Below are 22,936 nucleotides of genomic sequence, written 5' to 3'. Positions count from 1 at the left end.
AGACTCAGGCCATGGATGCACGCGTAATCACCCCCCGCTATTCGGTCTCGCCGCAGATCTCTGCCGAGGACCTGCCCGCCATTGCTGATGCCGGTTACAAAACTGTGATCTGCAACCGCCCGGACGAGGAAGTCCCGCCCAGCCATCAGGCGGAAGCCATCCGAGCCGCCACCGAGGCAGCGGGTCTGCGGTTCGAGGTACTGCCGCTGACCCATCAGACCATGACCCCGGATAACGTCGCCCTGCAGCGGGAACTGTACGAGGGCTGCGAAGGCCCCGTGCTTGCCTACTGCGCCTCAGGCACGCGCTGTTCTGTGGTTTGGGCGTTGGGTCAGGCTTGCGACATGGCACCCGACGAGATCCTGCAGAAAACACAAGCCGCGGGGTATCAGCTGGACGGCCTGCGCCCGGCCCTTGTTTCTCTGGCGGGCAACTAATTGGGGAAGTCCAGGAGCAGAAGGACGGACCGCGATGCGGTACAGCTTCCCCTTGGAAACAACTGATATCGGCCGTTTACCGGCCAATTCTTCGCATCGGTTCCCGGCCGCACTTTACGTCATCACCGGCTAGGCTGACGCTTATAGTAACCGGGCACAACCATCACCTGTGTCACCGCAAAGTCAGGGTGAGAAGCCAAGCCGGACTGACAAGCCCGGCAGGAAACAGAAATGTGCTGTTCAGGATCGGCGGTGTCTCTGGAGGCAGCCTCAGCCTTCCGGCAACGCGCTTTCCAAGCCTGCCAGCTGGGATATTTCGTCTGCACCGCCAGCCGGGAAGTCACCCAAATCCCCCGCAGGGAGGTCTGGCAGGTCGGACAGATCAGGAAGATCCGGCAAGCCGCCCTCCAGTCCATCCATGCTCAGCCCGCCGTCTCCATCAAGCGCAGGCAGGCCCATTGGATCCATCTCCCCGCCGAGACCACCGCCAAGCGCGTCATCCATTCCCTCGCCCCCAAGCGCGGGCAACCCGTCGCCGGCGCCTGCGTCCAGCGCCCCGGCGTCCAGTGCTGGCCCAGAATCCAGCGCGGGGAGACCCATGTCATCCATAGGATCCTGCAACCCTTGCGCGGCGATTCCCATATCCAGATCCAGCGCAGGCGGCGCGTCCGGCAACGCCTGCATACCGCCGCCTTCGGAGAACGCCGCTGCATCCGCGCTACTGTCTGCAGGCCGCCTGTTCCTGGGCGGGTTCAGGCGCACCGCGCGCGATCCGTTCATCTGGCCAAGACGCCCTTGCGCCACCGGCTTGCCGCCAATCGTCAGCAGATCGGTTTCATAGAGGAACGCGGAATCCAGCGGAATGGTATCGCCGATCTTCAGGCTGGCGAATTTCTGCACCGGCACCCGCATCTTACACAGGACTGCTGTCAGTTCCGCCCGGATCGAATCGAGACTGGCCCCAAGAGACGGGCCATTGGTGCTGTTCTGGCCGCCTTGTAATTCCTCCGCCGTGGGTTCAGGCAGGATCAGCTTCATCACCCCCTGCATGGCACCGCAGGACAGATCCAAGTTCAGCTCGATCACCCGATAGTCATCCGCTTCCATGCCCAGCACCAGGCTGCGCACGTTTTCAACCTGAGCGCCGAATCTGTAGCCGGAGAACAGGGATTGGTCCGCTTGGCCGTCCAGCATTGCCACAACCTTGGCAAAGCTGCGTTCCAGGAAGTCCGCGGTCATAGCGGCATCTGTAGGGGTGTAATGGCGCTCAGACGGTGCCTTGCCGATGACTGCCCCGATGGTCTGCTGCTGAATCAGCGCCGTGACAGTGGCGGCATCCATGCTGGCAGCCCCCAACCGCCCCTGCGGACAGTCAAGCACCACCAGAAGATCCTTATCCGACAGCTGGTCAGCCAGATCTTCGGAAGCCCGGTTGGACTGACGAGCCGCCAAAACCGCCATCGGCAGATTGCACAGATCCGCGGCAGCGCGCGCGACTGAACGGCGCAACGCCTTCAGGGTCAGGGAACTGGTCAGCGCCCCAGCCCCTTCCTTCGTCGCTGCCAGCTTGCGTGCAAGCACACTTTGCCTGCCGCCGCCTGCCTCTGCTGCTTCTGTTTCAGACATAGGCTGTTTAACCTGCCCCTTGCGCGTCCCGTTTCCCCGGTTTTAACCGAAAGGGGGTTAACAACTTCTGTATTCCGGTAAGTCTTATGCAGCCTTTTCGCCCGCAGCAGGTAAGGATACCCGGAAGGCACCACCGCCGTGTTCCTGCAGATAGGACACATCACCGCCCAACCGCTGCATGACCTCGCGGCAGATCGCCAAACCCAGGCCGGCGCCACCGGCCCGCTCCGGGCTAACGCGCGCGAATTTTTCAAAAATCATCTGCTGGGCGTCTGCAGGAACCCCGCTGCCGTTGTCGGTGAAATCGACATGCAGCCGCCCCCCGGACACCGAGGCGGAGACCGTCAGTTCAGGCTGCTCCGCATCGCAATATTTCTGGGCGTTGGCGATCAGGTTGATGAACACCTGCGCCAGCCGGTCCAGATCAGACGACAGACGGAACCCTTCCGCCTCCGGGCTGCGCCGGACCGTCAGCGGCGTTTCTGAGCCGGCAAGCGCGGTAGCGACGGCGTGATCCAGCACCTCGGACAGTGTGCCCGCAGTGATGTTCAGGCTGACCTGACCGCTTTCAAGCACGCTGAGGTCCAGCAGATCGTTCAGCAGCCGGGTCAGCCGCAGTGTTTCGTCATGGATTATTCCTGCGTAGCGGCGTTGCTCCTGCAGGCTAAGCTGCCCGGCATCGCGGAGAATTTCGGAAAACGCCCGGATTGACGTCATCGGTGTCCGCAATTCATGACTGACCTGGCTCAGGAAGGCATCCTTCTGCTCAGAGATCTGAGTGAGCTTCTCATTTGTTTCCCGCAACTTGCGCGCCGTTGCTGACAGTTCCGCCGATTGCGTCTCCAGGCGGCTGGAGTATTCCAGCATCTGCGCGGTTTCATCCGCCACGGCCAACAGGTCAGCAACCGAAACCGACGAGCCGCCAGCGATCTGTCCGATCATCGCATGGGCCGCCGCCGCCCCGATGGAGGCGCTGAGTTCCCGCTCCAGCCGCTCAAGGAAAGCTGGTGTCGGCTCCGGAAGCGGGCCGCGGCCGCCTTGCCGCATCCGCTCACGCTGGAAGAATGCCTGCGCTTCTGTCGCCCCCAGGATCCGTTGCGACATGATCATCAGATCCTCGCACTGCGCCACCGATCCGGTCCAGCCGCGGGGACCCGCAGAATGGTCGAACACATTGACGAACTGCGCCCCCTGCAGACGTTCCAGCGGGCTGGGAAAGCTCATCAGAGAAACCAGGCAGAACACCAACGCATTCAGGCTCATCGACCACATCACCGCGTGAACCGTCGGATCTAGGCCTTCGATTCCGAACAGCGCCTCGGGCCGCAGCCAGCTGAGACCGAACAAACCGTGGCGCAGGATATGCTCCGGCAGTAGCCCGCCGCCCAAGGCCGGCAGCAGCATGGTGTAAAGCCAGATCCCGAAACCAACTGTCAGCCCCGCCAGGGCACCGCTGCGGGTGGCACCGCGCCAGAAAAGCCCGCCCACCAGAGCGGGCAGCAGCTGCGCCACCCCTGCAAAGGAGATGAGGCCAATGGCCGCCAGCGCCGCGGCCCCGCCGGAGAGGTGGTAATAGAAATACCCCAACGCCATGATCACAGCGATCGACACCCGCCGCGACAGCAGCACCACGTCGCGCACGTCCCCAGACACTGACGCCTGCCGGTTTTGCAGCCGCAGCCAGACCGGCATCACGATGTGGTTTGACACCATCGTGGACAGCGCCATCGCTGCCACAATCACCATTGAGGTAGCCGACGAAAACCCGCCCAGGAAAGACAGCATCGCCAGCCCCTGCTGACCTTGCTGCAGCGGAACCGTCAAGACGAACATGTCAGGGTTAGAGCCGACCGGCAGCAGGTCCAGCCCGACCACGGCAATTGGCACCACAAACATCGAGATCAGCAGCAGGTACAGCGGAAACGCCCAGGAGGCGATCCGAAGATGGCGCTCGTCCTCGTTCTCCACCACCATCACCTGGAACATGCGCGGCAGGCAGATGAAAGCCGCAGCAGCCAGGAAGGTGATCGTGGCCCAGCGGCTGCCATCGACATTCCACTGCCCGATCCGCGACGCATCGATGCGGGCCAGCGTTTCGCCGACGCCGCCGGCAATCCCCCAGACCACGAATACTCCAACCGCCAGCAAGGCCGCCAGTTTGACAATCGCCTCGAGTGCAACGGCGGTCACCACACCGTGGTGGCGCTCATTAGCGTTGAGGTTGCGGGTTCCGAACAGGATCGCAAAGACTGCCAGCCCCGCAGCAACCCAGAACACGATCGAAGTTTCATTGTAACCGCGCAGCGGATCGGCCTCGGCAAAGATTGCAAAAGACAGGGTAACGGACTGCAGCTGCAAGGAAATGTACGGCGTCACGCCGATCACCGCCAGAATGGTCACGCCTGCCGCCAGCAGGTTCGACTTGCCATAGCGCGAGGACAACAGGTCGGCAATCGAGGTGATCCGCTGGCTGCGCCCGATCCGCACAAGTTTGCGCAGGCCCCACCACCAGCAGATCATCACCAGGGACGGACCAAGGTAGATGGTCACGAATTCCAGTCCTGAGCGCGCCGCATAACCAACAGCACCGTAAAAAGTCCAGGCGGTGCAGTAGATCGACAATGAAAGCGTGTAGATCAGCGGCGAGCGCATCCAGGCCGCGCTTTTGCCCCGCGTCGCCATGCGGTCGGCCCAGAAAGCGATGAAAAACAGAAAGGCCACATAAGCCAGACAGACGAAGGCAAGAACATTCAGGGAGGCCATCAACTATCCTCCGCCCTGCCGGAAGGCTGGTCTCCGGCGCTGCTCCTGTCTGCTCCGCCGCCGGTCCAATGGTCGGCCCACCGCTGCACCGCCAGGCTGAACACGAAACAGGCAGCAATCAGCCCGATCCAGACCGCAAATATATAGATGATGGCCGTTGACATGCTGACGCCTTCCCGAGCCGCCGGATGGGCCGAGGCCTCAGGCCACAGCAGCGGCAGCGCCAAAAGCAAGGCGCCCAGAACCGGCAGCAGCCGGGAGATGTCCATCAGCCGGCGGCGGCGGTAGGTCTGGCGCTCCGTTCGGGTGCCTGCCTGCTCTTCACCGCTCCCCAGCGCCATCTCGGCGTTATCCCTGCCCGGCCTGAGCGTGCAAGTCGCGCACTGCAGTCAGAACCTCGGCGTTGGAAAACGGCTTGGTCATGAAACGGGTGACCCCGGCCTTTTCCGCCATTTCGCGGTCGCGCATCTGGCCCCGTGCAGTCAGCATCAGAACAGGCAGCCCCTGCATGCCTTGTTCAGCCCGCAGCTCCCGCACGATTTCCAGCCCGCTCTTGCCAGGCAGCATCAAATCCAGAATCACCAGATCCGGCCCCGCGTCACGGATTACCTCCACCGCGGTGGCTCCATCGGTGTGGGCATCCACGCTCCAGCCGTCGCGCATCAGCAGAAACCGGATTGCCTCGGTGATGTTCGGTTCGTCTTCAATCAGAACAACATGCCTGCCCATCAGCAGTCTTTCCTCCCGGCGCGGTCCAGCAGCCTATACATCCCGGACACGCAGTTATTTTTCCGCAGGTTAGCCCCCTGCCCGCATGAGTGTCAAAACTCTTCCTTCAGGATCGACGGTTCACGCCGCGCCGGACAGGCCTGGCGCGGACAGATCCGGCAGCTGGCACCCACCGGCTGCGGATCCTCTGCATCCTTTGCCCCGGGCAGGATCAGCATCACGGCGCGGTACAAGGGATCTTCGCCAAAGTCCGGCTGTTTCTGCATCCAGGCCGTGGCCATGCAGTCAAACGCCGCGGCATTGCGCCCATGCTGTACCACATTGCGCCGGACCGGCACATGAGGGTTTACCAAGGCAGTGTACAGCGGCCAGAGCGGGCATGAGGCGCCAAAGCGTGGCATCGCAAAGCCGGTGACCGGCTTGCGAAACAACAGCGTGCCCGAGGCATCGCAAATCACCAGCCCAGCCTCCTGGCCCAGCATCTCCTCCGGCAGCGCCGCGAGGCGGCGCAACACCGTAGGCAGCCCGCAATTGAACCGGCCCGCCAAAATGACCGGGTTAATACCGCTTGCGGAAATCTCTTGCTCCAGTGCTTTCTGAGGCATCGCACGCGCGTCGGTCTGGTATTGCGCTAGCGCTGCCTGGGCGAGGCTGCGGGCCGCTCCGCCGGTCAGGTCCCGCGCTTCCCGCACCAAATCCTCGGGCGTGGCAGAGCCATCTTCAAGGGCGGGGAAATGAAAACCGTTGCCTTGGAAAAACGCCTCGGCCTCCTCCTGCGGCATGCCGCGGCGGTCGGCACCCATGCCGTCCTCGTCCAGAAAACTCACCAGTTCCCGGCTGCTTTCGGACAAGCGCAGCGAGTCTTGGTTCAGGTTCTTGTGGAAACGGTCCCGCCATTCCGGTTCCAATTCACCGGTTTCCGCTAGGATTGAGGCGGTGGAGCGGATCGCGGCAGCAGTTGACAGCACCTCATGCACCGAGGCGGCCAGATTGGGGTCATGGGTCAGCCGGTCCGACAGGGTTTCCACTGTGCGCTCCAGTGTGGCGATGCGGCGGTGCCCTGCTGCCAGAACCTCTGCCCAGCCCGGAAAGCGGCCCGCAAATTCATCGACCCGGTCCAGTTCCGCCACCGGCACGCCGCTGTCTGCTGCCGCCTCCCTCAGGGTAGAGATCAGCGCCGCCTCTGCCCCTTCGCTGAGCATCGACGGCTCGACCCCGAGCACCCCGGCTATGCCTACCAGCAGCTTGCCGCCGATTCTGCGCCGGTTGTGCTCAATCAAGTTGAGGTAAGAGGCGGAAATCCCTGCCTCCCGTGCCAGTTCAGCCTGGCGCATGCCAAGGATCAGCCTGCGTTCGCGGATCCGGCTTCCGGTTAGGGTGTCGCGTGCCATGATAGCGGGCCTCCCAAAACACTTCCTTTTCAACGGCTTTCTGCAGTGCGAAATAACATTCTTTACAGAGTTCTCAAAAATACTGTTCAGTTATTTACAGAATTTTCAAGCAATAAAAAGGTTTTATTGCCTGAGTTTACATAGGCCTCTCATACTGATTTTGCACGCAAAGTGCTGGTACCGCGCAGAAGTGAGGAGCTGCAAGGCACCAATCATATAGGGAGGAATACATGTCCAATTTTAATGCTTCGCGCCGCAGAGTCCTTAAGACCGGCGCAATTGCTGGCGCCGGTGTGGCGCTGCCGACCATCTTTACCGCCTCGTCCGCCGCGGCCTTTACCAATGAGCCGACCGGCAGCAGCGTCACCCTGGGCTTCAACGTGCCGCAAACCGGTCCCTATGCGGACGAAGGCGCTGACGAACTGCGCGCCTATGAGCTGGCAGTCGAGCACCTGAACGGCGGTGGCGACGGCGGCATGATGAACACTTTCAGCTCCAAAGCGCTGCAAGGGAACGGCATCCTCGGCAAGAAGGTCGAGTATGTGACCGGCGACACCCAGACCAAGTCTGACGCAGCCCGCGCCTCTGCCAAATCGATGATCGAGAAGGATGGCGCGGTGATGATCACCGGCGGCTCCTCCTCCGGTGTGGCGATTGCCGTACAGGGCCTCTGCCAGGAAGCAGGCGTGATCTTCATGGCAGGCCTCACCCACTCCAACGACACCACCGGCAAGGACAAGAAGGCCAACGGCTTCCGCCATTTCTTCAACGGCTATATGTCCGGCGCAGCGCTGGCGCCTGTGCTGAAGAATCTTTATGGCACCGACCGCGTCGCCTATCACCTGACCGCCGACTACACTTGGGGCTGGACCCAGGAAGAGTCGATCGCCGCCGCCACCGAAGCCCTTGGCTGGCAGACCGTGAACAAGGTCCGCACCCCGCTGGCAGCCACCGACTTCTCCTCCTACATCGCGCCGGTTCTGAACTCGGGCGCCGACGTGCTGGTACTGAACCACTATGGCGGCAACATGGTGAACTCGCTGACCAATGCGGTGCAGTTCGGCCTGCGCGAGAAAGTGGTGAACGGTAAAAACTTCGAGATCGTCGTGCCGCTGTATTCCCGCCTGATGGCCAAGGGCGCAGGCGAGAACGTGAAGGGCATCCACGGCTCCACCAACTGGCACTGGACGCTGCAGGATGAAGGCTCCATGGCCTTTGTGAAGTCCTTCGGCACCAAATACGGCTTCCCGCCGAGCCAGGCCGCGCACACCTGCTATGTGCAGACGCTTCTGTATGCAGATGCGGTCGAACGTGCCGGCAGCTTCAACCCCTGTGCCGTGGCCGAAGCACTGGAAGGGTTTGAGTTCGACGGCATGGGCAACGGCCCGACCCTTTACCGCGCTGAAGATCACCAGTGTTTCAAGGACGTTCTGGTGGTGCGCGGCAAGGAGAACCCGACCTCGGAATTCGACCTTCTGGAAGTGGTCGAAGTTACCCCGCGGGCGCAGGTGGAATACGCACCGGACCACCCGATGTTCGCAGGCGGCAACTTGGGCTCCTGCAACCCGGGCGCATAAGCCAGCCGCAGGGCGCCGGAATTTTTGGAAAATTCCGTGCCGGAGCCCGTACCGGGCTCCGGCTGCCCCAACCGGCCCGTCCGCTCCCCCGCCGGGCGGGCCTTCCCCAACCTGACGCACGGTGGGACCCATGGACGCCATTCTCCTGCAAATTCTGAACGGGCTCGACAAGGGCTCGGCCTATGCGCTGATCGCGCTGGGTTTGACACTTATCTTCGGCACGCTGGGCGTGGTGAACTTCGCCCACGGGGCGCTGTTCATGATCGGCGCCTTCTGCGCCGTCACCCTGCAGCGCATCCTGAACCTCAGCTTTGAGCTTGTGGACGAAACCCAGAAAGATTTTCTGGGCAACCCGCTCAAGGTGAAGACCCCCTATGTGGAGGCCTGGTTCGGCCCCGACATCGGCGGCAGCATCATCGACTGGGCGGTGCCTCTGGCGATCCTTTTTGCGATCCCGATCATGATCGGAGTCGGCTATGTGATGGAGCGCGGGCTGATCAAGCATTTCTACAAACGCCCCCACGCCGACCAGATCCTGGTGACCTTCGGCCTCGCCATCGTTCTGCAGGAAGTGGTGAAATACTTCTACGGCGCCAACCCGATCCAGACCCCGGCTCCGGATGCACTGAACGGCGTGGTGAACCTGGGTGCAGCCATCGGCATGGACATCGTCTATCCGGTCTGGCGCGTGGTCTATTTCTTCTTTGCGGTTCTGATCATCGGCGGCATCTTCAGCTTCCTGCAATTCACCACCTTCGGGATGGTGGTGCGGGCCGGAATGGCAGACCGTGAAACCGTGGGACTGCTGGGCATCAACATTGACCGCCGTTTCACCATCATGTTCGGCATTGCGGCCGCTGTCGCGGGCCTTGCGGGGGTTATGTACACGCCGATCAACTCTCCCAACTACCATATGGGTATGGACTTCCTGGTTCTCAGCTTTGTGGTGGTGGTTGTCGGCGGCATGGGCTCGCTGCCCGGCGCGGTGCTGGCGGGTTTCCTGCTGGGCGTTCTCGAAAGCTTTGCCTCAATGAACGAGGTCAAATCACTGCTGCCCGGCATCGACCAGATCATCATCTATGTGGTCGCAATCATCATTCTGCTGACCCGGCCGCGGGGCCTGATGGGCCGCAAAGGCGTGATGGAGGAATAAGACATGTTCGGACTGGACAAAAAAGACACTTCAAAGCTGATCATCGTCGCCTGCCTTGCGCTGCTTGCGCCCTTCATCCTGAATCCGTTCCCGACAGACAGCGCCCTGGCGCAGTTCAACGCGGGCTATCCGGACCTGATGCAGCGGTTCGTGATTTTCGGGATTTTTGCCATCGGATTTAATATCCTCTTCGGCCTCACCGGCTACCTGTCCTTCGGCCATGCGGCCTTCCTGGGGGTCGGCTCCTACTCCGCAGTCTGGATGTTCAAGCTGATCGGCATGAACGTGATCCCGGCAATTGTGCTGTCGGTCATCGTTGCGGGCCTGTTTGCGCTGCTCATCGGCTTCGTATCCCTGCGCCGCTCGGGCATCTACTTCTCGATCCTGACGCTGGCCTTTGCGCAGATGTCCTTCAACCTCGCCTATTCGGTGCTGACGCCGATCACAAATGGCGAAACCGGCCTGCAGCTGACGCTGGAAGACCCCCGCATCCTGGGCGTCTCTGCCACTGCGGACGGCTCGATCCCGGTAACCAACCTGTTCGGCCTGGAAATGCGCTCCACCTTCGAGATGGCCGTCGGCCCCTGGGCCTTCCAGTTCAATGCGGGCTACTACCTGTGTGCTTTGATCATGCTGGCTGCCTTCTACCTGTCGATCCGCATCTTCCGCTCTCCCTTCGGCATGATGCTGCGGGCGGTGAAGTCGAACCAGCAGCGGATGAACTACACCGGCCTCAATACCCGTCCCTACACCCTGGCTGCTTTCGTGATCTCCGGCATGTATGCGGGGCTTGCAGGCGGGCTGATGGCCTCCATGGACCCGCTGGCGGGCGCTGAGCGGATGCAGTGGACCGCCTCCGGCGAGGTGGTTCTGATGACCATCCTCGGCGGTGCCGGCACGCTGATCGGCCCGGTGCTAGGCGCCGGCTTCATCAAATACTTTGAGAACATCTTCTCCAAGATCAACGACAACGTGCTGCACACCTGGTTCAGCTTCCTGCCCGACGGAATGGAGGATGCCGTTGTCTTCATCATCCACCCCTTCATCGGCAAGGGCTGGCACCTGACCCTCGGCATCCTGTTCATGCTTGTGGTGATCTTCCTGCCCGGCGGCCTGGTTGAAGGCGGCCAGCGGATCAAGGGCTGGCTCAGCCGCCGCAAGTCGAAAGACGGCGGCAAGGCTGCCGGCGAAACCAACCCCGCGGAATAAGGAGACAAAACAATGGGTATCCTTGAAGTCAAAGACGTGGGGAAGCGGTTCGGCGGCCTGCAGGCGCTCTCGAACGTGAACCTCAGCGTTCAGGAAAACTCGGTCCATGCAATCATCGGCCCGAACGGCGCAGGCAAGTCCACCCTTCTGAACTGCTTGGTGGGCAAGCTGATCCCCGACACAGGCTCGGTCATGTTCGACGGCCAGTCGGTGCTGGGCCGCGCGCCTTATGAAATCAACCAGATGGGCATTTCCCGCGTGTTCCAGACGCCAGAGATTTTCGGCGACCTGACGGTGCTGGAGAACATGATGATCCCCTGCTTTGCCAAGCGCGACGGCGCGTTTGAACTAAACGCCCTGTCCTCAGTTCTGCGGCAGAAGGACATCCTGCAAAAGGCAGAGCACATGCTGGAAGAGATGAACATGGCGGACAAGCGGCACATGCACGCCGCTGCCATGTCCCGCGGCGACAAACGGCGGCTGGAGATCGGCATGTGCTTGTCACAGGAACCCCGTTTGCTGCTGCTGGATGAACCGACAGCGGGCATGGCGCGGGCCGACACCAACAATACGATCGACCTTCTGAAACAGATCTCGGATGAACGCGACATCACCATCGCAATCATCGAGCACGACATGCACGTGGTGTTCAGCCTCGCCAACCGGATCACTGTGCTGGCGCAAGGCACCCCGCTGGTCGAGGACGATCCGCAGAACATCCGCGGCAACCCCAAGGTGCGCGAAGCATACCTGGGCGAAAGCGCGTAAAGGAGAAACACCATGAATGTGAAACCCGATTTCTCCAAGAACGCCAATGTGGCCACCACCGCACCGGCTTTTCTGTCGGTCTGGGATGTGCACGCCTATTACGGCGAGAGCTACATCGTGCAAGGCATCAGCTTCAACGTTCATGAGGGCGAGATCCTTGCCCTTCTGGGCCGCAACGGTGCAGGCAAGACGTCAACGCTGCGGTCGATCGCCCGCACCGGCTCACCCATGGTGACCCGCGGCGAGATCTGGCTGGACCACAAACCGTTGCACAACATGGCCTCGCACGAGGCCGCTGCAGCCGGGCTGGGTTTGGTACCCGAAGACCGCCGTATCATCCCCGGCCTGACGGTCGAGGAAAACCTGCAACTGGCCCAGATCGCCCCACCCATCGGCTGGTCGCTGGAGCGTCTCTACGACCTGTTCCCGCGCCTTGGCGAGCGCCGCAAACAGGAGGGTGTGACGCTTTCGGGCGGCGAACAGCAGATGCTGGCGATTGCCCGCGCGCTGGCCCGCGACATCAAGGTGCTGCTCCTTGACGAACCCTACGAAGGCCTCGCTCCGGTAATCGTGGACGAGATTGAAAAGACCCTCATCCACATCAAGGAACAGGGCATGACAACCATCATTGTCGAGCAGAATGCGGTCCGCGCCCTGGAACTGGCGGACCGTGCGGTGATCCTCGATACCGGGGGCATCGTCTTTGACGGCACCGCCGCCGAGGTCCTGGAAAACGAGGAGCTGCGCGCCGAATACCTGGCGATCTGAACCGAACCCAAGAATTCATCTCCGCCGTGCCGGCCAACCATATGCCGGCACAGGGTCACTGAGGCCGGCTCTGTTTGGGGCTGGCCTCCTTTTTTTTGCGCTTCAAGGCAACCAAACATCCCCATTTGCCACATAAACTCCGGGTATAGGCAGCGGTTTTCCGTCCCTTTCCAACCTCCCGCCTATTCAGCACGTCCGCCCTGCTCCCGATGTCGATGCCACAGCCTGCGCCAGTCCGGTGCGGCAATTGACACAACTCGGAAAGGATCCTGACATGCGTAATTCCCTGAAGCTTCTCGCCCTTGCCCTTGCCCTTACCCTTCCTGCGGCGGCGGCTTTTGCCTCTGAAGGCACCATCAGCACTGAAGCTGAAACCAAAATCCGCGACCTGCTGGCCGGCCAAGGCTTTGAGGTCACCGAAATTGAAGCCGAAGACGGCATGTACGAGGCCGAAGCGACCAAGGATGGTAAGGAATACGAGGTCCACCTGAATGACCAGTTCGAAGTGTTGAAGACCGAAGAAGACCGCGAAGACGACTAATCGCCGACACAGACATGGTTCCCGGATGCACCTGCCTCCGCATCCGGGATCAACAGGAGACTGACATGCAAAAAGCATACATCTGGGATCCGCTGGTACGGTCGTTTCACTGGCTGCTGGCAGGCGGTTTTCTCGCCAACGCGCTGCTGACCGATCCGGACGGCTCCCTTCACCACTACCTTGGCTACTTCATCGCGGCACTGGTGGGGCTGCGAGTGATCTGGGGACTGGCCGGCAGCCGCTATGCCCGCTTCTCCAGCTTCCCGCCTGATCCCAGTGCCGCAGCCGGTCAACTGACCGATATCGCCACAGGGCGGGTGCGCTATCACAAAGGACACAGCCCCTTGGGTGCCTTGATGATCTACAACCTGCTGCTGACACTGCTAGCGGTGGCGCTCACCGGCTGGATGGCGGCGTCACCTGCGTTTCAGGGTATCGGCTGGCCGGAAGACCTGCATGAAGCGCTGGTTTCCTGGGCGGAACTCTCGGTTGTCCTGCATGTGGCCGCCGTGCTGTTCGAAAGCCGCCGGACCAAAGTCAATCTGGCGCGTGCGATGGTCACTGGCTACAAAGAACTGCCTGAGACCGACGCGGAGCCTGCGCCATGAACCCAAACCGGCAAGACCCGGCCAAACCCTGGATCCTGATTGCCGTCATCGCCGTGCAGGCCCTCTGCGCGGCGGTGTTTCTGGGCGATATGATTGCTGATCTCTCCGGCATGGAAGCCGCAGAAGCTGAGCAAGGCGAAGGCCCGCACGCCTATATCGAGGGGCTGGCGGCGCTGGCGCTGGCGGCAGCCATCGTGATCGAGACCCGTATCCTGATGTGGCTGCTGCGCCGCAAAGCGCATCTGGAGGAAAGCCTGACCTCCGCGCAAGCTGCGGTGCAGGAGGTGATCGACGCAGAATTTGCTGTCTGGGGACTGACACCGGCAGAGCTGGACGTCGCAACCTTTCTGGTCAAGGGGCTCAGCACCGCTGAGATCGCCGCTATGCGCGGCAGTGCCGAAGGCACCATCAAGGCTCAATTGAATGCGATCTACCGCAAGTCCGGCACTGCTAACCGTGCAGAACTGATGAGCCTCCTGATCGACACCATGATGGGACAGCGTCAGGCTGACCGCCGCGAAGTCGCTGCCGCCCGCCCGGCCTGATCCGCATTCAGACCATCTTCCGGAGTTCCGTTTTCAGCACCTTGCCATAGTTGTTCTTGGGCAAGGCTTCGATACGCAAATACGCCTTGGGGCGTTTAAACCGCGCAATCTGGCCGTTGCAGAGATCGTCCAGTTCCGCATCCGGCGCGTCGCCCACAACAAAGGCCACCACTTCCTCTCCCCAGTCCGTATGGGCACGTCCCACCACCGATACCTCACGCACCTGCGGATGCATCAGCAGCACCTCCTCCACCTCGCGCGGGTAAACGTTGGAGCCGCCGGTGATGATCATGTCCTTGGAGCGGTCCTGCAAGGTCAGGTAGCCGTCCGCATCCAGTACCCCCATGTCGCCTGTCATCAGCCAGCCGTTGACCAGCGTCTTGGCCGTCGCGTCTGCGTTCTGCCAGTACCCGGGCATCACCGCGTCACCGCGCACCATGATCTCGCCATGGCTCCCGACTGGCAGGAACGCGCCCTCCGGCGTACCAATCCGCACCTCCACCGCGCTCTGCGCCTTGCCGACGCTGGCCAGCCGCTCTTTCCAGCGCGGATGCGAACGGTCCTGCACGTCATTACGCGGCAGCGCGGTGATTGCCATCGGGCATTCACCCTGCCCGTAGACCTGCACAAAGACCGGACCGAATTGCTCCACCGCCTCAATGATGTCGGCCACATACATCGGCCCGCCGGCATAGACGACCGTGCGCAAACCCTCGCCCTTGCGTCCCAGCCGCTTGGCTTCTGAGGTCATGCGCGTGACCATCGTTGGTGCGGCAAACATGTGGACCCGCCCGAAATGCGCGGCAAGATCAAAGATCTCCGCCTCGTAAAAACCGCCGGACACCGGGCAGACATGCCGCGCACCTGCCAGAACATGCTGGATGGCATAGATTCCAGCGCCATGGCTCATCGGCGCCGCGTACAGCGCGTGATCCTCCGCGCTCACTTGATCCACGTCCGCGAAGTAGGCGATGGCCATATTCATCAGCATCCGGTGGGTGATCATCACCCCCTTGGGCCGTCCGGTCGTGCCCGAGGTGTAGAACAGCCAAGCCAGGTCTTCCGGCAGGCGCTGCGCGGGTTCCGCCACCTGTTCAGCCTGCAACGCGGCGGCATAGTCCGCGCCGATAATGTCCACGCAGCGCACCACGGCCTCGGTCTCTTGAACCGCCTCAGTCAGGCCAGGTGAGGTAAACACCAGCCCTGCACCGGAATTCTGCAGAATGAACTCGGCTTCCTTGCCATGCAGCTTGGCATTGATCGGCACCGCAGCCGCCCCGGCATACCAGATGCCGTAGAGCGCGATCAGGTAGTCCGGGCAGTTCTTCATGAAGATTCCAACCCGGTCGCCTTGTACAATGCCCTGCGACCGCAGCCAGCCCGCAAGTGATGCCGCACGCGCATGGAATCCGGCATAATCCGCCACAAGCTCCTGGCCCAGAAACAACGCCGGCTGCGCGCCCTCTGCCGCAGCCATCCTCGCCAGCCACACCGCTATGTTCATCTCAATTGCCTCCCCGGCTTGCCGTTGCGGCCGGAAACTGGCACGCAAGGGCAAAGCCCTTCAATTCCGCAAAAAAACACCTGCGTAAGAATACCATATGAACGATCTTGCCTTTGACCATGCCCCTGTGGGCCTTGCCGTTCTGGAACGCCGCGTCATCATCCGGTGCAATCTGCAATTCGCGGCGACATTTGGCGGCGCTCCCGTCGACTACACCGGAATGCTGGTTGCTGAGCTTTACCCCAGCCAGGAAGACTTCAACCGCATTGGTGCCCTTTTGCAGCAGCCCGAAGCGCAAAGCGGCAGCTACAGCGACGAACGGATTATGCGCCGACGGGCGGGCGGCTTGTTCTGGTGCCGGGTGCGCGGCCGTTCCGTAACGCCTGAGGCACCGTTTCAGACCGGCATCTGGTCCTTTGCCGATATCTCCGACGACCGGCCCGTGGTCTCCCTCACCCCGCGCGAGCGGGAGGTCGCGATCCTCACCTGCAAGGGGCTGTCGGCCAAAGAAATCGGCAAGCAGCTGGATCTATCCTACCGGACTGTGGAGAGCCACCGCGCGCATCTCTTGCAAAAATTCGGCGCCCGCAAACTGCCGGAGCTGGTGGCCAAACTGACCGGGATGCCCCTCTGACCAGGAAATTCCCGCAGGCAATTGCGAATCCGTGCCATAGACCTCATGTTACACCGCAGTTCAGGAGTGCTTTCCTTGCGGTAATCCTTGCCCTATAAGCGCCCTAATTTCCTGCCCGCCCATCCGGCGGGCCTGTCGGAATTGGCTGAGGACAAAATGACAAACAAATCTCACGAAGCTGACGTGGCATTCATCAAGGCGCTGGCGGAGTTGCTGCGCGAAAACGACCTGACCGAGCTGCAGGTCAAACGCGACTATGGCGACGACGACAGCCTGAACGTGCGCGTTTCGCGCCAGACCGCAATGGCTGCCGCACCGGTGCAGGTTCAAGTGCCTGCCGCTGCCGCCCCCGCGCCGATTGCTGCCGCTGCCGCACCTGCAACTGCTGCCCCCGCAGCTGCAAGCGACGATCCGGCCAGCCATCCTGGCGCCGTGACCTCGCCGATGGTCGGCACTGTCTATCTGGCACCGGAACCCGGCGCAGCGGCCTTCATTTCCGTCGGCCAGCAGATCAGCGAAGGCGACACCCTGCTGATCGTCGAAGCCATGAAGACCATGAACCACATCCCGGCGCCCAAATCCGGCACCGTGAAGCGCATCCTGGTCGAAGACGGCGCCGCCGTTGAATTCGGAACCCCCCTGGCCATCATCGAGTAAGGATCTGCCATGTTTGACAAGATCCTGATTGCCAACCGCGGCGAGATCGCCCTGCGCGTGATCCGTGCCTGCCGCGAGATGGGCATCAAGTCCGTCGCGGTGCACTCCACTGCTGATGCCGACGCGATGCATGTCCGCATGGCCGATGAATCGGTCTGCATCGGCCCGCCCTCCGGCACCCAAAGCTACCTGTCGATCCCGGCCATCATCTCCGCTTGCGAGATCACCGGCGCCCAGGCGATTCACCCGGGCTACGGCTTCCTGTCGGAAAACGCCAATTTCGTGCAGATCATCGAAGACCACGGCCTGACCTTCATCGGTCCGTCGGCAGCGCATATCCGCATCATGGGCGACAAGATCACCGCCAAGGAAACCGCCAAGAACCTCGGCATCCCGGTTGTCCCCGGTTCTGAAGGCGGCGTGCCTGATATTGCGGCAGCCAAGAAGGCCGCCATGGACATGGGCTACCCGGTGATCATCAAGGCCACCGCCGGCGGCGGCGGCCGCGGCATGAAGGTGGCCAAGGACGAGAAAGAACTGGTCTCGGCCTTCTCCACCGCCCGCTCCGAGGCTAAGGCCGCCTTTGGCAATGACGAAGTCTATATGGAGAAGTACCTCCAGAAACCGCGTCATATCGAGGTTCAGGTCTTTGGCGACGGCAAGGGTACCGGCATCCATCTGGCCGAACGCGACTGCTCCCTGCAGCGCCGCCACCAGAAGGTCTTCGAGGAGGCCCCCGGCCCCTGCATCACCCCGGAAGAACGCGCCCGCATCGGCAAAATCTGCGCCGACGCCATCGGCAAGATGGGCTATTCGGGCGCCGGCACCGTCGAGTTCCTCTATGAAGACGGCGAGTTCTACTTCATCGAGATGAACACCCGCCTGCAGGTGGAGCACCCGGTTACCGAGGCCATCTTCGGCGTCGACCTGGTGCGCGAGCAGATCCGGGTTGCCGAAGGCCTGCCGATGTCTTTCACCCAGGAAGACCTGGAGATCAACGGCCACGCCATCGAGGTGCGGATCAACGCCGAGAAACTGCCGAACTTCTCGCCCTGCCCGGGCAAGATTACCCAGTACCACGCCCCCGGCGGTCTGGGTGTGCGGATGGATTCGGCGCTTTATGACGGCTACTCAATCCCGCCCTACTACGACTCGCTGATTGGTAAGCTGATCGTGCACGGCCGCGACCGGACCGAGGCGCTGGCGCGCCTGAACCGCGCGCTTGGCGAGCTGATCATCGACGGCATCGACACCACCGTGCCGCTTTTCCACGCGCTCCTGCAAGAGCAGGACATCCACACCGGCGATTACGGCATCCACTGGCTGGAACGCTGGCTGGAAGAGAACACACCGGGTTAAAATCCTGCGGGGCGCACCATCAGGTTGCGCCCCGTTTTACTTTTCCCTGCCTTTCCCCTTTATACTGGCGGCATCATGAGCCTGACTGCCGATCTCTTGCTGCACGCCTATTCCGCCGGTGTTTTCCCGATGGCCGAGCACCGCGACGACCCCGAAGTGTTCTGGGTTGATCCCAAGCGGCGCGGAATTCTGCCCCTGGACGGCTTCCGTATCTCCCGCTCTTTGGCCAAGCGCATCCGCAACGGCGGCTTCGAAATCACTGTGAACCGCGATTTTGCTGGGGTGGTGGACGGCTGTGCCGACCGGGTTGAAACCTGGATCAACAGTGAAATCCGCGACCGCTACCTGGAATTGCACCTGATGGGCAACGCCCACTCAGTGGAGGTCTGGCATCAGGGAACGCTGGCGGGCGGGACCTACGGCGTTTCGCTAGGTGGTGCGTTCTTCGGCGAAAGCATGTTCTCCCGCCGCCGCGATGCCTCAAAGGTGGCACTGGCTTATCTGACGGACCGGCTGGTGCAAGCGGGCTTCACCTTATGCGACACCCAGTTCCTGACCCCGCATCTGGCGTCGCTGGGCGGGGTCGAGGTCACCCGTGCTCGCTACCGCGCGCTATTGCGCGAGGCCTTGGACAAGGATGCTGATTTTGCATTTCCGCCGGTACCAGAGCCTCAGCTGCTTTTACAGCGAATGACCCAGACATCGTAACGATTGTGGTCCAGCGCATTCAACGCCGGGCTGGATGCGATCATCCAACCCTGGAAATGCTCAGCACCGTTCTTGGGATCCTGCACTGACAAATAGGCAAAGGCGTCCCCTGTCGGGTTATCCGCCGGATAGCGGCAGTCCCGGACGGTCACCAGAAGGCCGAACATCTCGGTGCTGGCGCCAATGGCGACCTCCGCATCCAAGGAATGCCCGTTGACCTTGTCCAGCGCCCGCAGCACCGCCGCCGTCCCTTGGGTGGCCTGCTCCTGCGCCAAGGCTGGGAGCGCCAGCAGGGCAGCCGTCAATACTGCTGCAAGACGCCTCAAGACTCTTCCCCGCCGCCTGCCACGAATTTCACCAAGAGCGAAATCAGGCTGACCGCGCCTTGGGTGTCCTCGATCTCATCGCCCGGCTCAAAGGCAAAAGGAGAGCCGCCGGGCATGATCTCAACGAAGTTGCCGCCGAGCAGGCCTTCGGAGGAAATCACCACTGCGCTGTCGTCCGGAACTTCAATGCCGTCCTTGACCGAGAACACAGTATCGGCGCGGAAGGTTTCCGGATTGAGGTCAACACCGGTGACGGTGCCGATCTTGACTCCGGCCAGCCGCACATCGGTACCAACGCTGACGCCTTCCAGCGAACGGAAAGACGCTGTCAGATCATAGGTAGAGCCGCCGCGCGACAGGCCGGCCGCCTGACCCGCATAAACCGCAAAACCGATGGCCGCCGCCAGCACGATGCCGCCAGCAAATACTTCAGTAGGATTATGGGACATGAAATCAGCCTTTTGGCAGATGTGTTTATTCGGGCACCCAGGCCTCGTAATCGCGGCGCTCTTTCGGCTCGCCGCCTGCGCGGATCGACCCCGCCGGGGCATAGGCCATCATGGTGCCGGTCAGGTTTTCCTGATGCGGCTTTTCCCAGGCCTTGTGCTTCAGCGGCTTTTCGCTCGGCACCTCGTCAAAGGTGCGGTGCAGCCAGCCGTGCCAATCGGGGCTGATGCGGGAGGCTTCCACTTCGCCGTTGAACATCACCCAGCGCTTGCTGTCGTCCGCATTGCGGTAGAACACGTTGCCCTGGTCATCCTCACCCACCTTGATGCCTTTGCGGGCGGTGAAGATCCGGGTGTTCAGGGTGGACCCGTTCCACCAGGTCACAGCGCGCAATAGAGTGTTCAGGATTCCCATGGGTGCCTCCGGATTTTTCCGACTTCGATATGGCCCAATTTCCCGCCAAGGTCCAGTGGCTTGCGCCTTGGGCTGCATGTGACTTGGCGGGATTTGGCAGATTTGCCTCAGCGGCGGTTGCAGCGCCGGCCCCGTCAGCCCTCAGCAGGCGCCAGCGCGGTCAATTCGATCTCGATCCGGAACTTGGGATCGATCAGATTGCATTCCACCATTGTGGCCGCTGGCGGGTTGGCGCCAAAGGTTTCTGCCAGAATGGGCCAGCAGGGCTCGAACTCGGCCGCATCCGGCAGGTAGTAGTTCACCCGCACCGCATCGGCAAAGCTGGCACCAGCCTTTTCCAGAGCCGCGCTAATGGTGTCCAGCGCCGATTTGCACTGGGCCACCACGTCGTCCCCCTGCCCGACCGTTCCGGCCACGTGAACGAAACCGCCAGCAACGACAGCGCGGCAATATCCGATCTTCGCCTCGAACTCACCGCCCGAGGAAATCCGTTTGATCATTTTTCTCTCCTCAACATGAAAGCGGCGCGGAAATGACCGCGCCGCTCTATCAGAACCTTCCGCCTATCAGCCCGCTGACGCCGGCTCTTTCTCGGCATCCGCGTGGATCATCAGCGGCTGCGCGTCAGAGGTCACTGCCTCCTCGTTCACGACCACCTTGGTGACGCTGTCCATGCCCGGCAGGTCGAACATGGTATCCAGAAGGATGTCCTCCATGATCGAGCGCAGGCCACGGGCGCCGGTCTTGCGTTCGATTGCCTTCTTGGCAATCGCGCTCAGCGCTTCCTCGGTGAAGTCCAGCTCAGTGTCTTCCAGCTCGAACAGACGCTGGTACTGCTTGACCAGAGCGTTCTTCGGCAAGGTCAGAATGGTGACCAGCGCATCCTCGTCCAGATCTTCCAGCGTAGCCAGAACCGGCAGACGGCCGACGAATTCCGGGATCAGGCCGAATTTCAGCAGGTCTTCCGGCTCCAGATCCTTGAAGATCTCACCAACGCCGCGCTCATCATTGTCGCGCACATCGGCGCCAAAGCCCATCGCAGAACCCTTGCCGCGCTGCGCAATGATCTTGTCGAGGCCGGCAAAGGCGCCGCCGCAGATGAACAGGATGTTGGTGGTGTCCACCTGCAGGAATTCCTGCTGCGGATGCTTGCGCCCGCCCTGCGGCGGCACACTCGCCACGGTGCCTTCCATCAGCTTCAGCAGTGCCTGCTGCACGCCCTCGCCCGACACGTCGCGGGTGATCGAGGGGTTTTCCGACTTGCGGGTGATCTTGTCGACCTCGTCGATATAAACGATGCCGCGCTGCGCGCGCTCGACGTTGTATTCCGACGCCTGCAGCAGCTTCAGGATAATATTCTCGACATCCTCGCCCACATAACCAGCCTCGGTCAGCGTGGTCGCATCCGCCATGGTGAAGGGCACATCCAGAATCCGTGCCAGCGTCTGCGCCAGCAATGTCTTGCCGCAGCCGGTGGGGCCGATCAGCAGGATGTTGGATTTTGCCAGTTCGATGTCCGAGCCCGCCTTCTGAGCATGGTTCAGACGCTTGTAGTGGTTATGCACCGCAACCGACAGCACCCGCTTGGCGGTGGCCTGGCCGATCACGTAATCATCCAGCACCTGGCAGATATCCTTGGGCGTCGGCACGCCGTCGGTGGCCTTCAGCCCGGATGCTTTTGTCTCTTCACGGATGATATCCATGCACAGTTCAACGCATTCATCGCAAATGAACACGGTGGGGCCTGCGATCAGCTTACGCACTTCGTGCTGGCTCTTGCCGCAGAAGCTGCAGTAGAGGGTGTTCTTGCTGTCGCCGCCTGAATTCGTCGCCATGGTCTACCTTTCAGTCCGCCCGGTCCGCTGCGCCCGCACTGCGGGGCATTTCCTCTTTTGGCCAGCTTAAGCCAGTGCTTAGGCCGCCACAATGTGAAAGTGCGCCCCATCTTAACCGCCGGGGCACACGGCTGTTCACAAGCTCAGGCGTCAGGCCTGCTCGTCATCACCCTTGGCGCGGTTCTCAACGATTTCGTCGATCAGACCGAATTCCTTGGCCTCTTCCGGCGACATGAAGTTGTCGCGCTCCAGTGCGTCGACGATGGTGTCGTAATCCTGGCCGGTGTGCTTGACGTAGATCTCGTTCAGGCGCTTCTTCAGCTTCAGGGTTTCCTCGGCGTGAATCATGATGTCGGTCGCCTGACCCTGGAAGCCGCCGGAGGGCTGGTGCACCATCACGCGGGAGTTCGGCAGACTGAAACGCATGCCCGGCTCACCAGCGGTCAGCAGCAGCGAGCCCATCGAGGCCGCTTGGCCGATCACCAGGGTCGAGACCTTGGGCTTGATGTACTGCATGGTGTCATAGATCGACAGGCCGGAGGTCACCACGCCGCCGGGGCTGTTAATGTACATGGAGATTTCCTTGGACGGGTTTTCCGCCTCAAGGTGCAAGAGCTGCGCCACGATCAGCGAGCTCATCCCGTCATGCACCGGACCGTTCAGGAAGATGATCCGTTCCTTCAGAAGGCGGGAAAAGATGTCATAGGCCCGCTCGCCCCGGCTGGTCTGCTCAACCACCATCGGGACCAGGGTGTTCATGTATGTTTCTCTGGGATCAATCATTGCAACCTGCCTGCGTTGTTTATGTCCGGCACCATACCCGACAGTGTGTTACCCGAGTCTTAGTATCGCCCCTTTTGACCTGCAAGAGGCGGCGGGCATTTTCCCGGTGACGCAAACCTGCATGTGGTGTCGCAATCCGCTGGAGCGCTGTCGC

At 61.7% G+C, this 22,936-nt stretch carries 25 protein-coding genes; 13 read left to right on the top strand and 12 right to left on the bottom strand.

What is annotated here, in order from left to right:
• The first annotated feature begins 11 nt into the window (after positions 1-11).
• Positions 12-437, top strand: coding sequence for a TIGR01244 family sulfur transferase (locus RA26_RS07875; protein ID WP_039182355.1), 426 nt, complete (start codon positions 12-14; stop codon positions 435-437).
• 270 nt (positions 438-707) lie between these two features.
• Here RA26_RS07875 and RA26_RS07870 read toward each other — a convergent pair whose 3' ends face one another.
• From RA26_RS07870 to RA26_RS07850, 5 genes are all read right to left on the bottom strand, one after another.
• A complete protein-coding gene (locus RA26_RS07870) occupies positions 708-2,063 on the bottom strand; it encodes a FliM/FliN family flagellar motor C-terminal domain-containing protein (protein ID WP_039182352.1) in 1,356 nt (451 codons plus the stop codon).
• A gap of 84 nt (positions 2,064-2,147) precedes the next feature.
• A complete protein-coding gene (locus RA26_RS07865; protein ID WP_039182349.1) occupies positions 2,148-4,826 on the bottom strand; it encodes an ATP-binding protein in 2,679 nt (892 codons plus the stop codon).
• Positions 4,826-5,167, bottom strand: coding sequence for a hypothetical protein (locus tag RA26_RS07860; RefSeq protein ID WP_052272341.1), 342 nt, complete (start codon positions 5,165-5,167; stop codon positions 4,826-4,828). The genes RA26_RS07865 and RA26_RS07860 overlap by 1 nt, the downstream gene beginning before the upstream one ends.
• A 7-nt stretch (positions 5,168-5,174) precedes the next feature.
• On the bottom strand, positions 5,175-5,555 hold the full coding sequence (locus tag RA26_RS07855) for a response regulator transcription factor (protein WP_039182345.1): 381 nt from the start codon (positions 5,553-5,555) through the stop codon (positions 5,175-5,177).
• A gap of 92 nt (positions 5,556-5,647) precedes the next feature.
• Positions 5,648-6,946 carry a helix-turn-helix domain-containing protein gene (locus RA26_RS07850; RefSeq protein ID WP_039182342.1) on the bottom strand — a complete coding sequence of 433 codons (1,299 nt, stop codon included), beginning with the start codon at positions 6,944-6,946 and terminating at the stop codon, positions 5,648-5,650.
• 230 nt (positions 6,947-7,176) lie between these two features.
• Between RA26_RS07850 and RA26_RS07845 the strand changes: the two genes are divergently transcribed.
• The 8 genes from RA26_RS07845 to RA26_RS07810 all read left to right on the top strand — a co-directional run bounded on the left by RA26_RS07845 (position 7,177) and on the right by RA26_RS07810 (position 14,115).
• A complete protein-coding gene (locus tag RA26_RS07845; protein ID WP_039182340.1) occupies positions 7,177-8,523 on the top strand; it encodes a substrate-binding protein in 1,347 nt (448 codons plus the stop codon).
• A 130-nt stretch (positions 8,524-8,653) separates the two neighbouring features.
• Complete coding sequence (locus RA26_RS07840) at positions 8,654-9,676, top strand: branched-chain amino acid ABC transporter permease (protein ID WP_039182337.1); 1,023 nt, start codon at positions 8,654-8,656, stop codon at positions 9,674-9,676.
• A 3-nt stretch (positions 9,677-9,679) separates the two neighbouring features.
• Positions 9,680-10,885 carry a branched-chain amino acid ABC transporter permease gene (locus tag RA26_RS07835; protein WP_039182335.1) on the top strand — a complete coding sequence of 402 codons (1,206 nt, stop codon included), beginning with the start codon at positions 9,680-9,682 and terminating at the stop codon, positions 10,883-10,885.
• Between the two features lie 12 nt (positions 10,886-10,897).
• The gene (locus RA26_RS07830) at positions 10,898-11,653 is read left to right on the top strand and encodes an ABC transporter ATP-binding protein (RefSeq protein ID WP_039182332.1); all 756 of its coding nucleotides are present in this window, start codon (positions 10,898-10,900) and stop codon (positions 11,651-11,653) included.
• A gap of 12 nt (positions 11,654-11,665) precedes the next feature.
• Positions 11,666-12,421, top strand: coding sequence for an ABC transporter ATP-binding protein (locus RA26_RS07825; protein ID WP_019295845.1), 756 nt, complete (start codon positions 11,666-11,668; stop codon positions 12,419-12,421).
• Positions 12,422-12,695: 274 nt separating this feature from the next.
• Positions 12,696-12,962, top strand: a complete 267-nt coding sequence (locus tag RA26_RS07820; protein WP_039182329.1) for a PepSY domain-containing protein — start codon at positions 12,696-12,698, stop codon at positions 12,960-12,962.
• 65 nt (positions 12,963-13,027) lie between these two features.
• Positions 13,028-13,570: a cytochrome b/b6 domain-containing protein gene (locus RA26_RS07815; RefSeq protein ID WP_039182326.1), complete on the top strand. Its 543-nt coding sequence runs from the start codon at positions 13,028-13,030 to the stop codon at positions 13,568-13,570.
• On the top strand, positions 13,567-14,115 hold the full coding sequence (locus RA26_RS07810) for a helix-turn-helix transcriptional regulator (RefSeq protein WP_039182323.1): 549 nt from the start codon (positions 13,567-13,569) through the stop codon (positions 14,113-14,115). The genes RA26_RS07815 and RA26_RS07810 overlap by 4 nt, the downstream gene beginning before the upstream one ends.
• A 7-nt stretch (positions 14,116-14,122) precedes the next feature.
• On the opposite strand, the gene RA26_RS07805 is transcribed toward RA26_RS07810, so the two are convergent.
• Complete coding sequence (locus RA26_RS07805) at positions 14,123-15,619, bottom strand: class I adenylate-forming enzyme family protein (RefSeq protein ID WP_039182320.1); 1,497 nt, start codon at positions 15,617-15,619, stop codon at positions 14,123-14,125.
• 97 nt (positions 15,620-15,716) lie between these two features.
• Between RA26_RS07805 and RA26_RS07800 the strand changes: the two genes are divergently transcribed.
• The 4 genes from RA26_RS07800 to aat all read left to right on the top strand — a co-directional run bounded on the left by RA26_RS07800 (position 15,717) and on the right by aat (position 18,977).
• A complete protein-coding gene (locus tag RA26_RS07800; RefSeq protein WP_039182318.1) occupies positions 15,717-16,253 on the top strand; it encodes a PAS and helix-turn-helix domain-containing protein in 537 nt (178 codons plus the stop codon).
• 156 nt (positions 16,254-16,409) lie between these two features.
• Complete coding sequence (accB, locus tag RA26_RS07795; RefSeq protein ID WP_039183337.1) at positions 16,410-16,910, top strand: acetyl-CoA carboxylase biotin carboxyl carrier protein; 501 nt, start codon at positions 16,410-16,412, stop codon at positions 16,908-16,910.
• A 9-nt stretch (positions 16,911-16,919) separates the two neighbouring features.
• Positions 16,920-18,269 (top strand): acetyl-CoA carboxylase biotin carboxylase subunit, encoded by a 1,350-nt coding sequence (accC, locus tag RA26_RS07790; RefSeq protein WP_039182314.1) that lies wholly within the window; start codon positions 16,920-16,922, stop codon positions 18,267-18,269.
• 75 nt (positions 18,270-18,344) lie between these two features.
• The gene (gene aat, locus RA26_RS07785) at positions 18,345-18,977 is read left to right on the top strand and encodes a leucyl/phenylalanyl-tRNA--protein transferase (RefSeq protein WP_039182311.1); all 633 of its coding nucleotides are present in this window, start codon (positions 18,345-18,347) and stop codon (positions 18,975-18,977) included.
• Here the strand turns inward: aat and RA26_RS07780 are convergent.
• The 6 genes from RA26_RS07780 to RA26_RS07755 form a co-directional block, all read right to left on the bottom strand.
• Positions 18,941-19,303 (bottom strand): DUF2155 domain-containing protein, encoded by a 363-nt coding sequence (locus tag RA26_RS07780; RefSeq protein ID WP_039182309.1) that lies wholly within the window; start codon positions 19,301-19,303, stop codon positions 18,941-18,943. The two genes, aat and RA26_RS07780, sit on opposite strands and share 37 nt — an antisense overlap.
• Positions 19,300-19,752 carry an outer membrane lipid asymmetry maintenance protein MlaD gene (gene mlaD, locus RA26_RS07775; protein ID WP_039182307.1) on the bottom strand — a complete coding sequence of 151 codons (453 nt, stop codon included), beginning with the start codon at positions 19,750-19,752 and terminating at the stop codon, positions 19,300-19,302. The genes RA26_RS07780 and mlaD overlap by 4 nt, the downstream gene beginning before the upstream one ends.
• Before the next feature lie 25 nt (positions 19,753-19,777).
• Positions 19,778-20,164: an NADH:ubiquinone oxidoreductase subunit NDUFA12 gene (locus tag RA26_RS07770; protein WP_039182305.1), complete on the bottom strand. Its 387-nt coding sequence runs from the start codon at positions 20,162-20,164 to the stop codon at positions 19,778-19,780.
• A gap of 134 nt (positions 20,165-20,298) precedes the next feature.
• Complete coding sequence (locus RA26_RS07765; RefSeq protein WP_039182303.1) at positions 20,299-20,664, bottom strand: RidA family protein; 366 nt, start codon at positions 20,662-20,664, stop codon at positions 20,299-20,301.
• Positions 20,665-20,730: 66 nt separating this feature from the next.
• Positions 20,731-21,999: an ATP-dependent Clp protease ATP-binding subunit ClpX gene (gene clpX / locus RA26_RS07760; RefSeq protein ID WP_039182301.1), complete on the bottom strand. Its 1,269-nt coding sequence runs from the start codon at positions 21,997-21,999 to the stop codon at positions 20,731-20,733.
• 150 nt (positions 22,000-22,149) lie between these two features.
• Positions 22,150-22,782, bottom strand: a complete 633-nt coding sequence (locus RA26_RS07755; protein ID WP_039182299.1) for an ATP-dependent Clp protease proteolytic subunit — start codon at positions 22,780-22,782, stop codon at positions 22,150-22,152.
• Positions 22,783-22,936 lie beyond the last annotated feature (154 nt).

This window comes from Leisingera sp. ANG-M7 (genome assembly GCF_000813965.1).
In the GTDB taxonomy this organism is placed as follows: Bacteria; Pseudomonadota; Alphaproteobacteria; order Rhodobacterales; family Rhodobacteraceae; genus Leisingera.
Note: the sequence above shows the minus strand (reverse complement) of the source record. Positions and strands in the feature narration are given on the sequence as shown.

Excerpts from the sequence above, each read along its gene's own strand:
- RA26_RS07875 (WP_039182355.1), top strand. The coding sequence starts at position 12 with ATGGATGCACGCGTAATCACCCCCCGCTATTCGGTCTCGCCGCAGATC.
- RA26_RS07870 (WP_039182352.1), bottom strand. The coding sequence starts at position 2,063 with ATGTCTGAAACAGAAGCAGCAGAGGCAGGCGGCGGCAGGCAAAGTGTG.
- RA26_RS07865 (WP_039182349.1), bottom strand. The coding sequence starts at position 4,826 with ATGGCCTCCCTGAATGTTCTTGCCTTCGTCTGTCTGGCTTATGTGGCC.
- RA26_RS07860 (WP_052272341.1), bottom strand. The coding sequence starts at position 5,167 with ATGGCGCTGGGGAGCGGTGAAGAGCAGGCAGGCACCCGAACGGAGCGC.
- RA26_RS07855 (WP_039182345.1), bottom strand. The coding sequence starts at position 5,555 with ATGGGCAGGCATGTTGTTCTGATTGAAGACGAACCGAACATCACCGAG.
- RA26_RS07850 (WP_039182342.1), bottom strand. The coding sequence starts at position 6,946 with ATGGCACGCGACACCCTAACCGGAAGCCGGATCCGCGAACGCAGGCTG.
- RA26_RS07845 (WP_039182340.1), top strand. The coding sequence starts at position 7,177 with ATGTCCAATTTTAATGCTTCGCGCCGCAGAGTCCTTAAGACCGGCGCA.
- RA26_RS07840 (WP_039182337.1), top strand. The coding sequence starts at position 8,654 with ATGGACGCCATTCTCCTGCAAATTCTGAACGGGCTCGACAAGGGCTCG.
- RA26_RS07835 (WP_039182335.1), top strand. The coding sequence starts at position 9,680 with ATGTTCGGACTGGACAAAAAAGACACTTCAAAGCTGATCATCGTCGCC.
- RA26_RS07830 (WP_039182332.1), top strand. The coding sequence starts at position 10,898 with ATGGGTATCCTTGAAGTCAAAGACGTGGGGAAGCGGTTCGGCGGCCTG.
- RA26_RS07825 (WP_019295845.1), top strand. The coding sequence starts at position 11,666 with ATGAATGTGAAACCCGATTTCTCCAAGAACGCCAATGTGGCCACCACC.
- RA26_RS07820 (WP_039182329.1), top strand. The coding sequence starts at position 12,696 with ATGCGTAATTCCCTGAAGCTTCTCGCCCTTGCCCTTGCCCTTACCCTT.
- RA26_RS07815 (WP_039182326.1), top strand. The coding sequence starts at position 13,028 with ATGCAAAAAGCATACATCTGGGATCCGCTGGTACGGTCGTTTCACTGG.
- RA26_RS07810 (WP_039182323.1), top strand. The coding sequence starts at position 13,567 with ATGAACCCAAACCGGCAAGACCCGGCCAAACCCTGGATCCTGATTGCC.
- RA26_RS07805 (WP_039182320.1), bottom strand. The coding sequence starts at position 15,619 with ATGAACATAGCGGTGTGGCTGGCGAGGATGGCTGCGGCAGAGGGCGCG.
- RA26_RS07800 (WP_039182318.1), top strand. The coding sequence starts at position 15,717 with ATGAACGATCTTGCCTTTGACCATGCCCCTGTGGGCCTTGCCGTTCTG.
- accB (WP_039183337.1), top strand. The coding sequence starts at position 16,410 with ATGACAAACAAATCTCACGAAGCTGACGTGGCATTCATCAAGGCGCTG.
- accC (WP_039182314.1), top strand. The coding sequence starts at position 16,920 with ATGTTTGACAAGATCCTGATTGCCAACCGCGGCGAGATCGCCCTGCGC.
- aat (WP_039182311.1), top strand. The coding sequence starts at position 18,345 with ATGAGCCTGACTGCCGATCTCTTGCTGCACGCCTATTCCGCCGGTGTT.
- mlaD (WP_039182307.1), bottom strand. The coding sequence starts at position 19,752 with ATGTCCCATAATCCTACTGAAGTATTTGCTGGCGGCATCGTGCTGGCG.
- RA26_RS07770 (WP_039182305.1), bottom strand. The coding sequence starts at position 20,164 with ATGGGAATCCTGAACACTCTATTGCGCGCTGTGACCTGGTGGAACGGG.
- RA26_RS07765 (WP_039182303.1), bottom strand. The coding sequence starts at position 20,664 with ATGATCAAACGGATTTCCTCGGGCGGTGAGTTCGAGGCGAAGATCGGA.
- clpX (WP_039182301.1), bottom strand. The coding sequence starts at position 21,999 with ATGGCGACGAATTCAGGCGGCGACAGCAAGAACACCCTCTACTGCAGC.
- RA26_RS07755 (WP_039182299.1), bottom strand. The coding sequence starts at position 22,782 with ATGATTGATCCCAGAGAAACATACATGAACACCCTGGTCCCGATGGTG.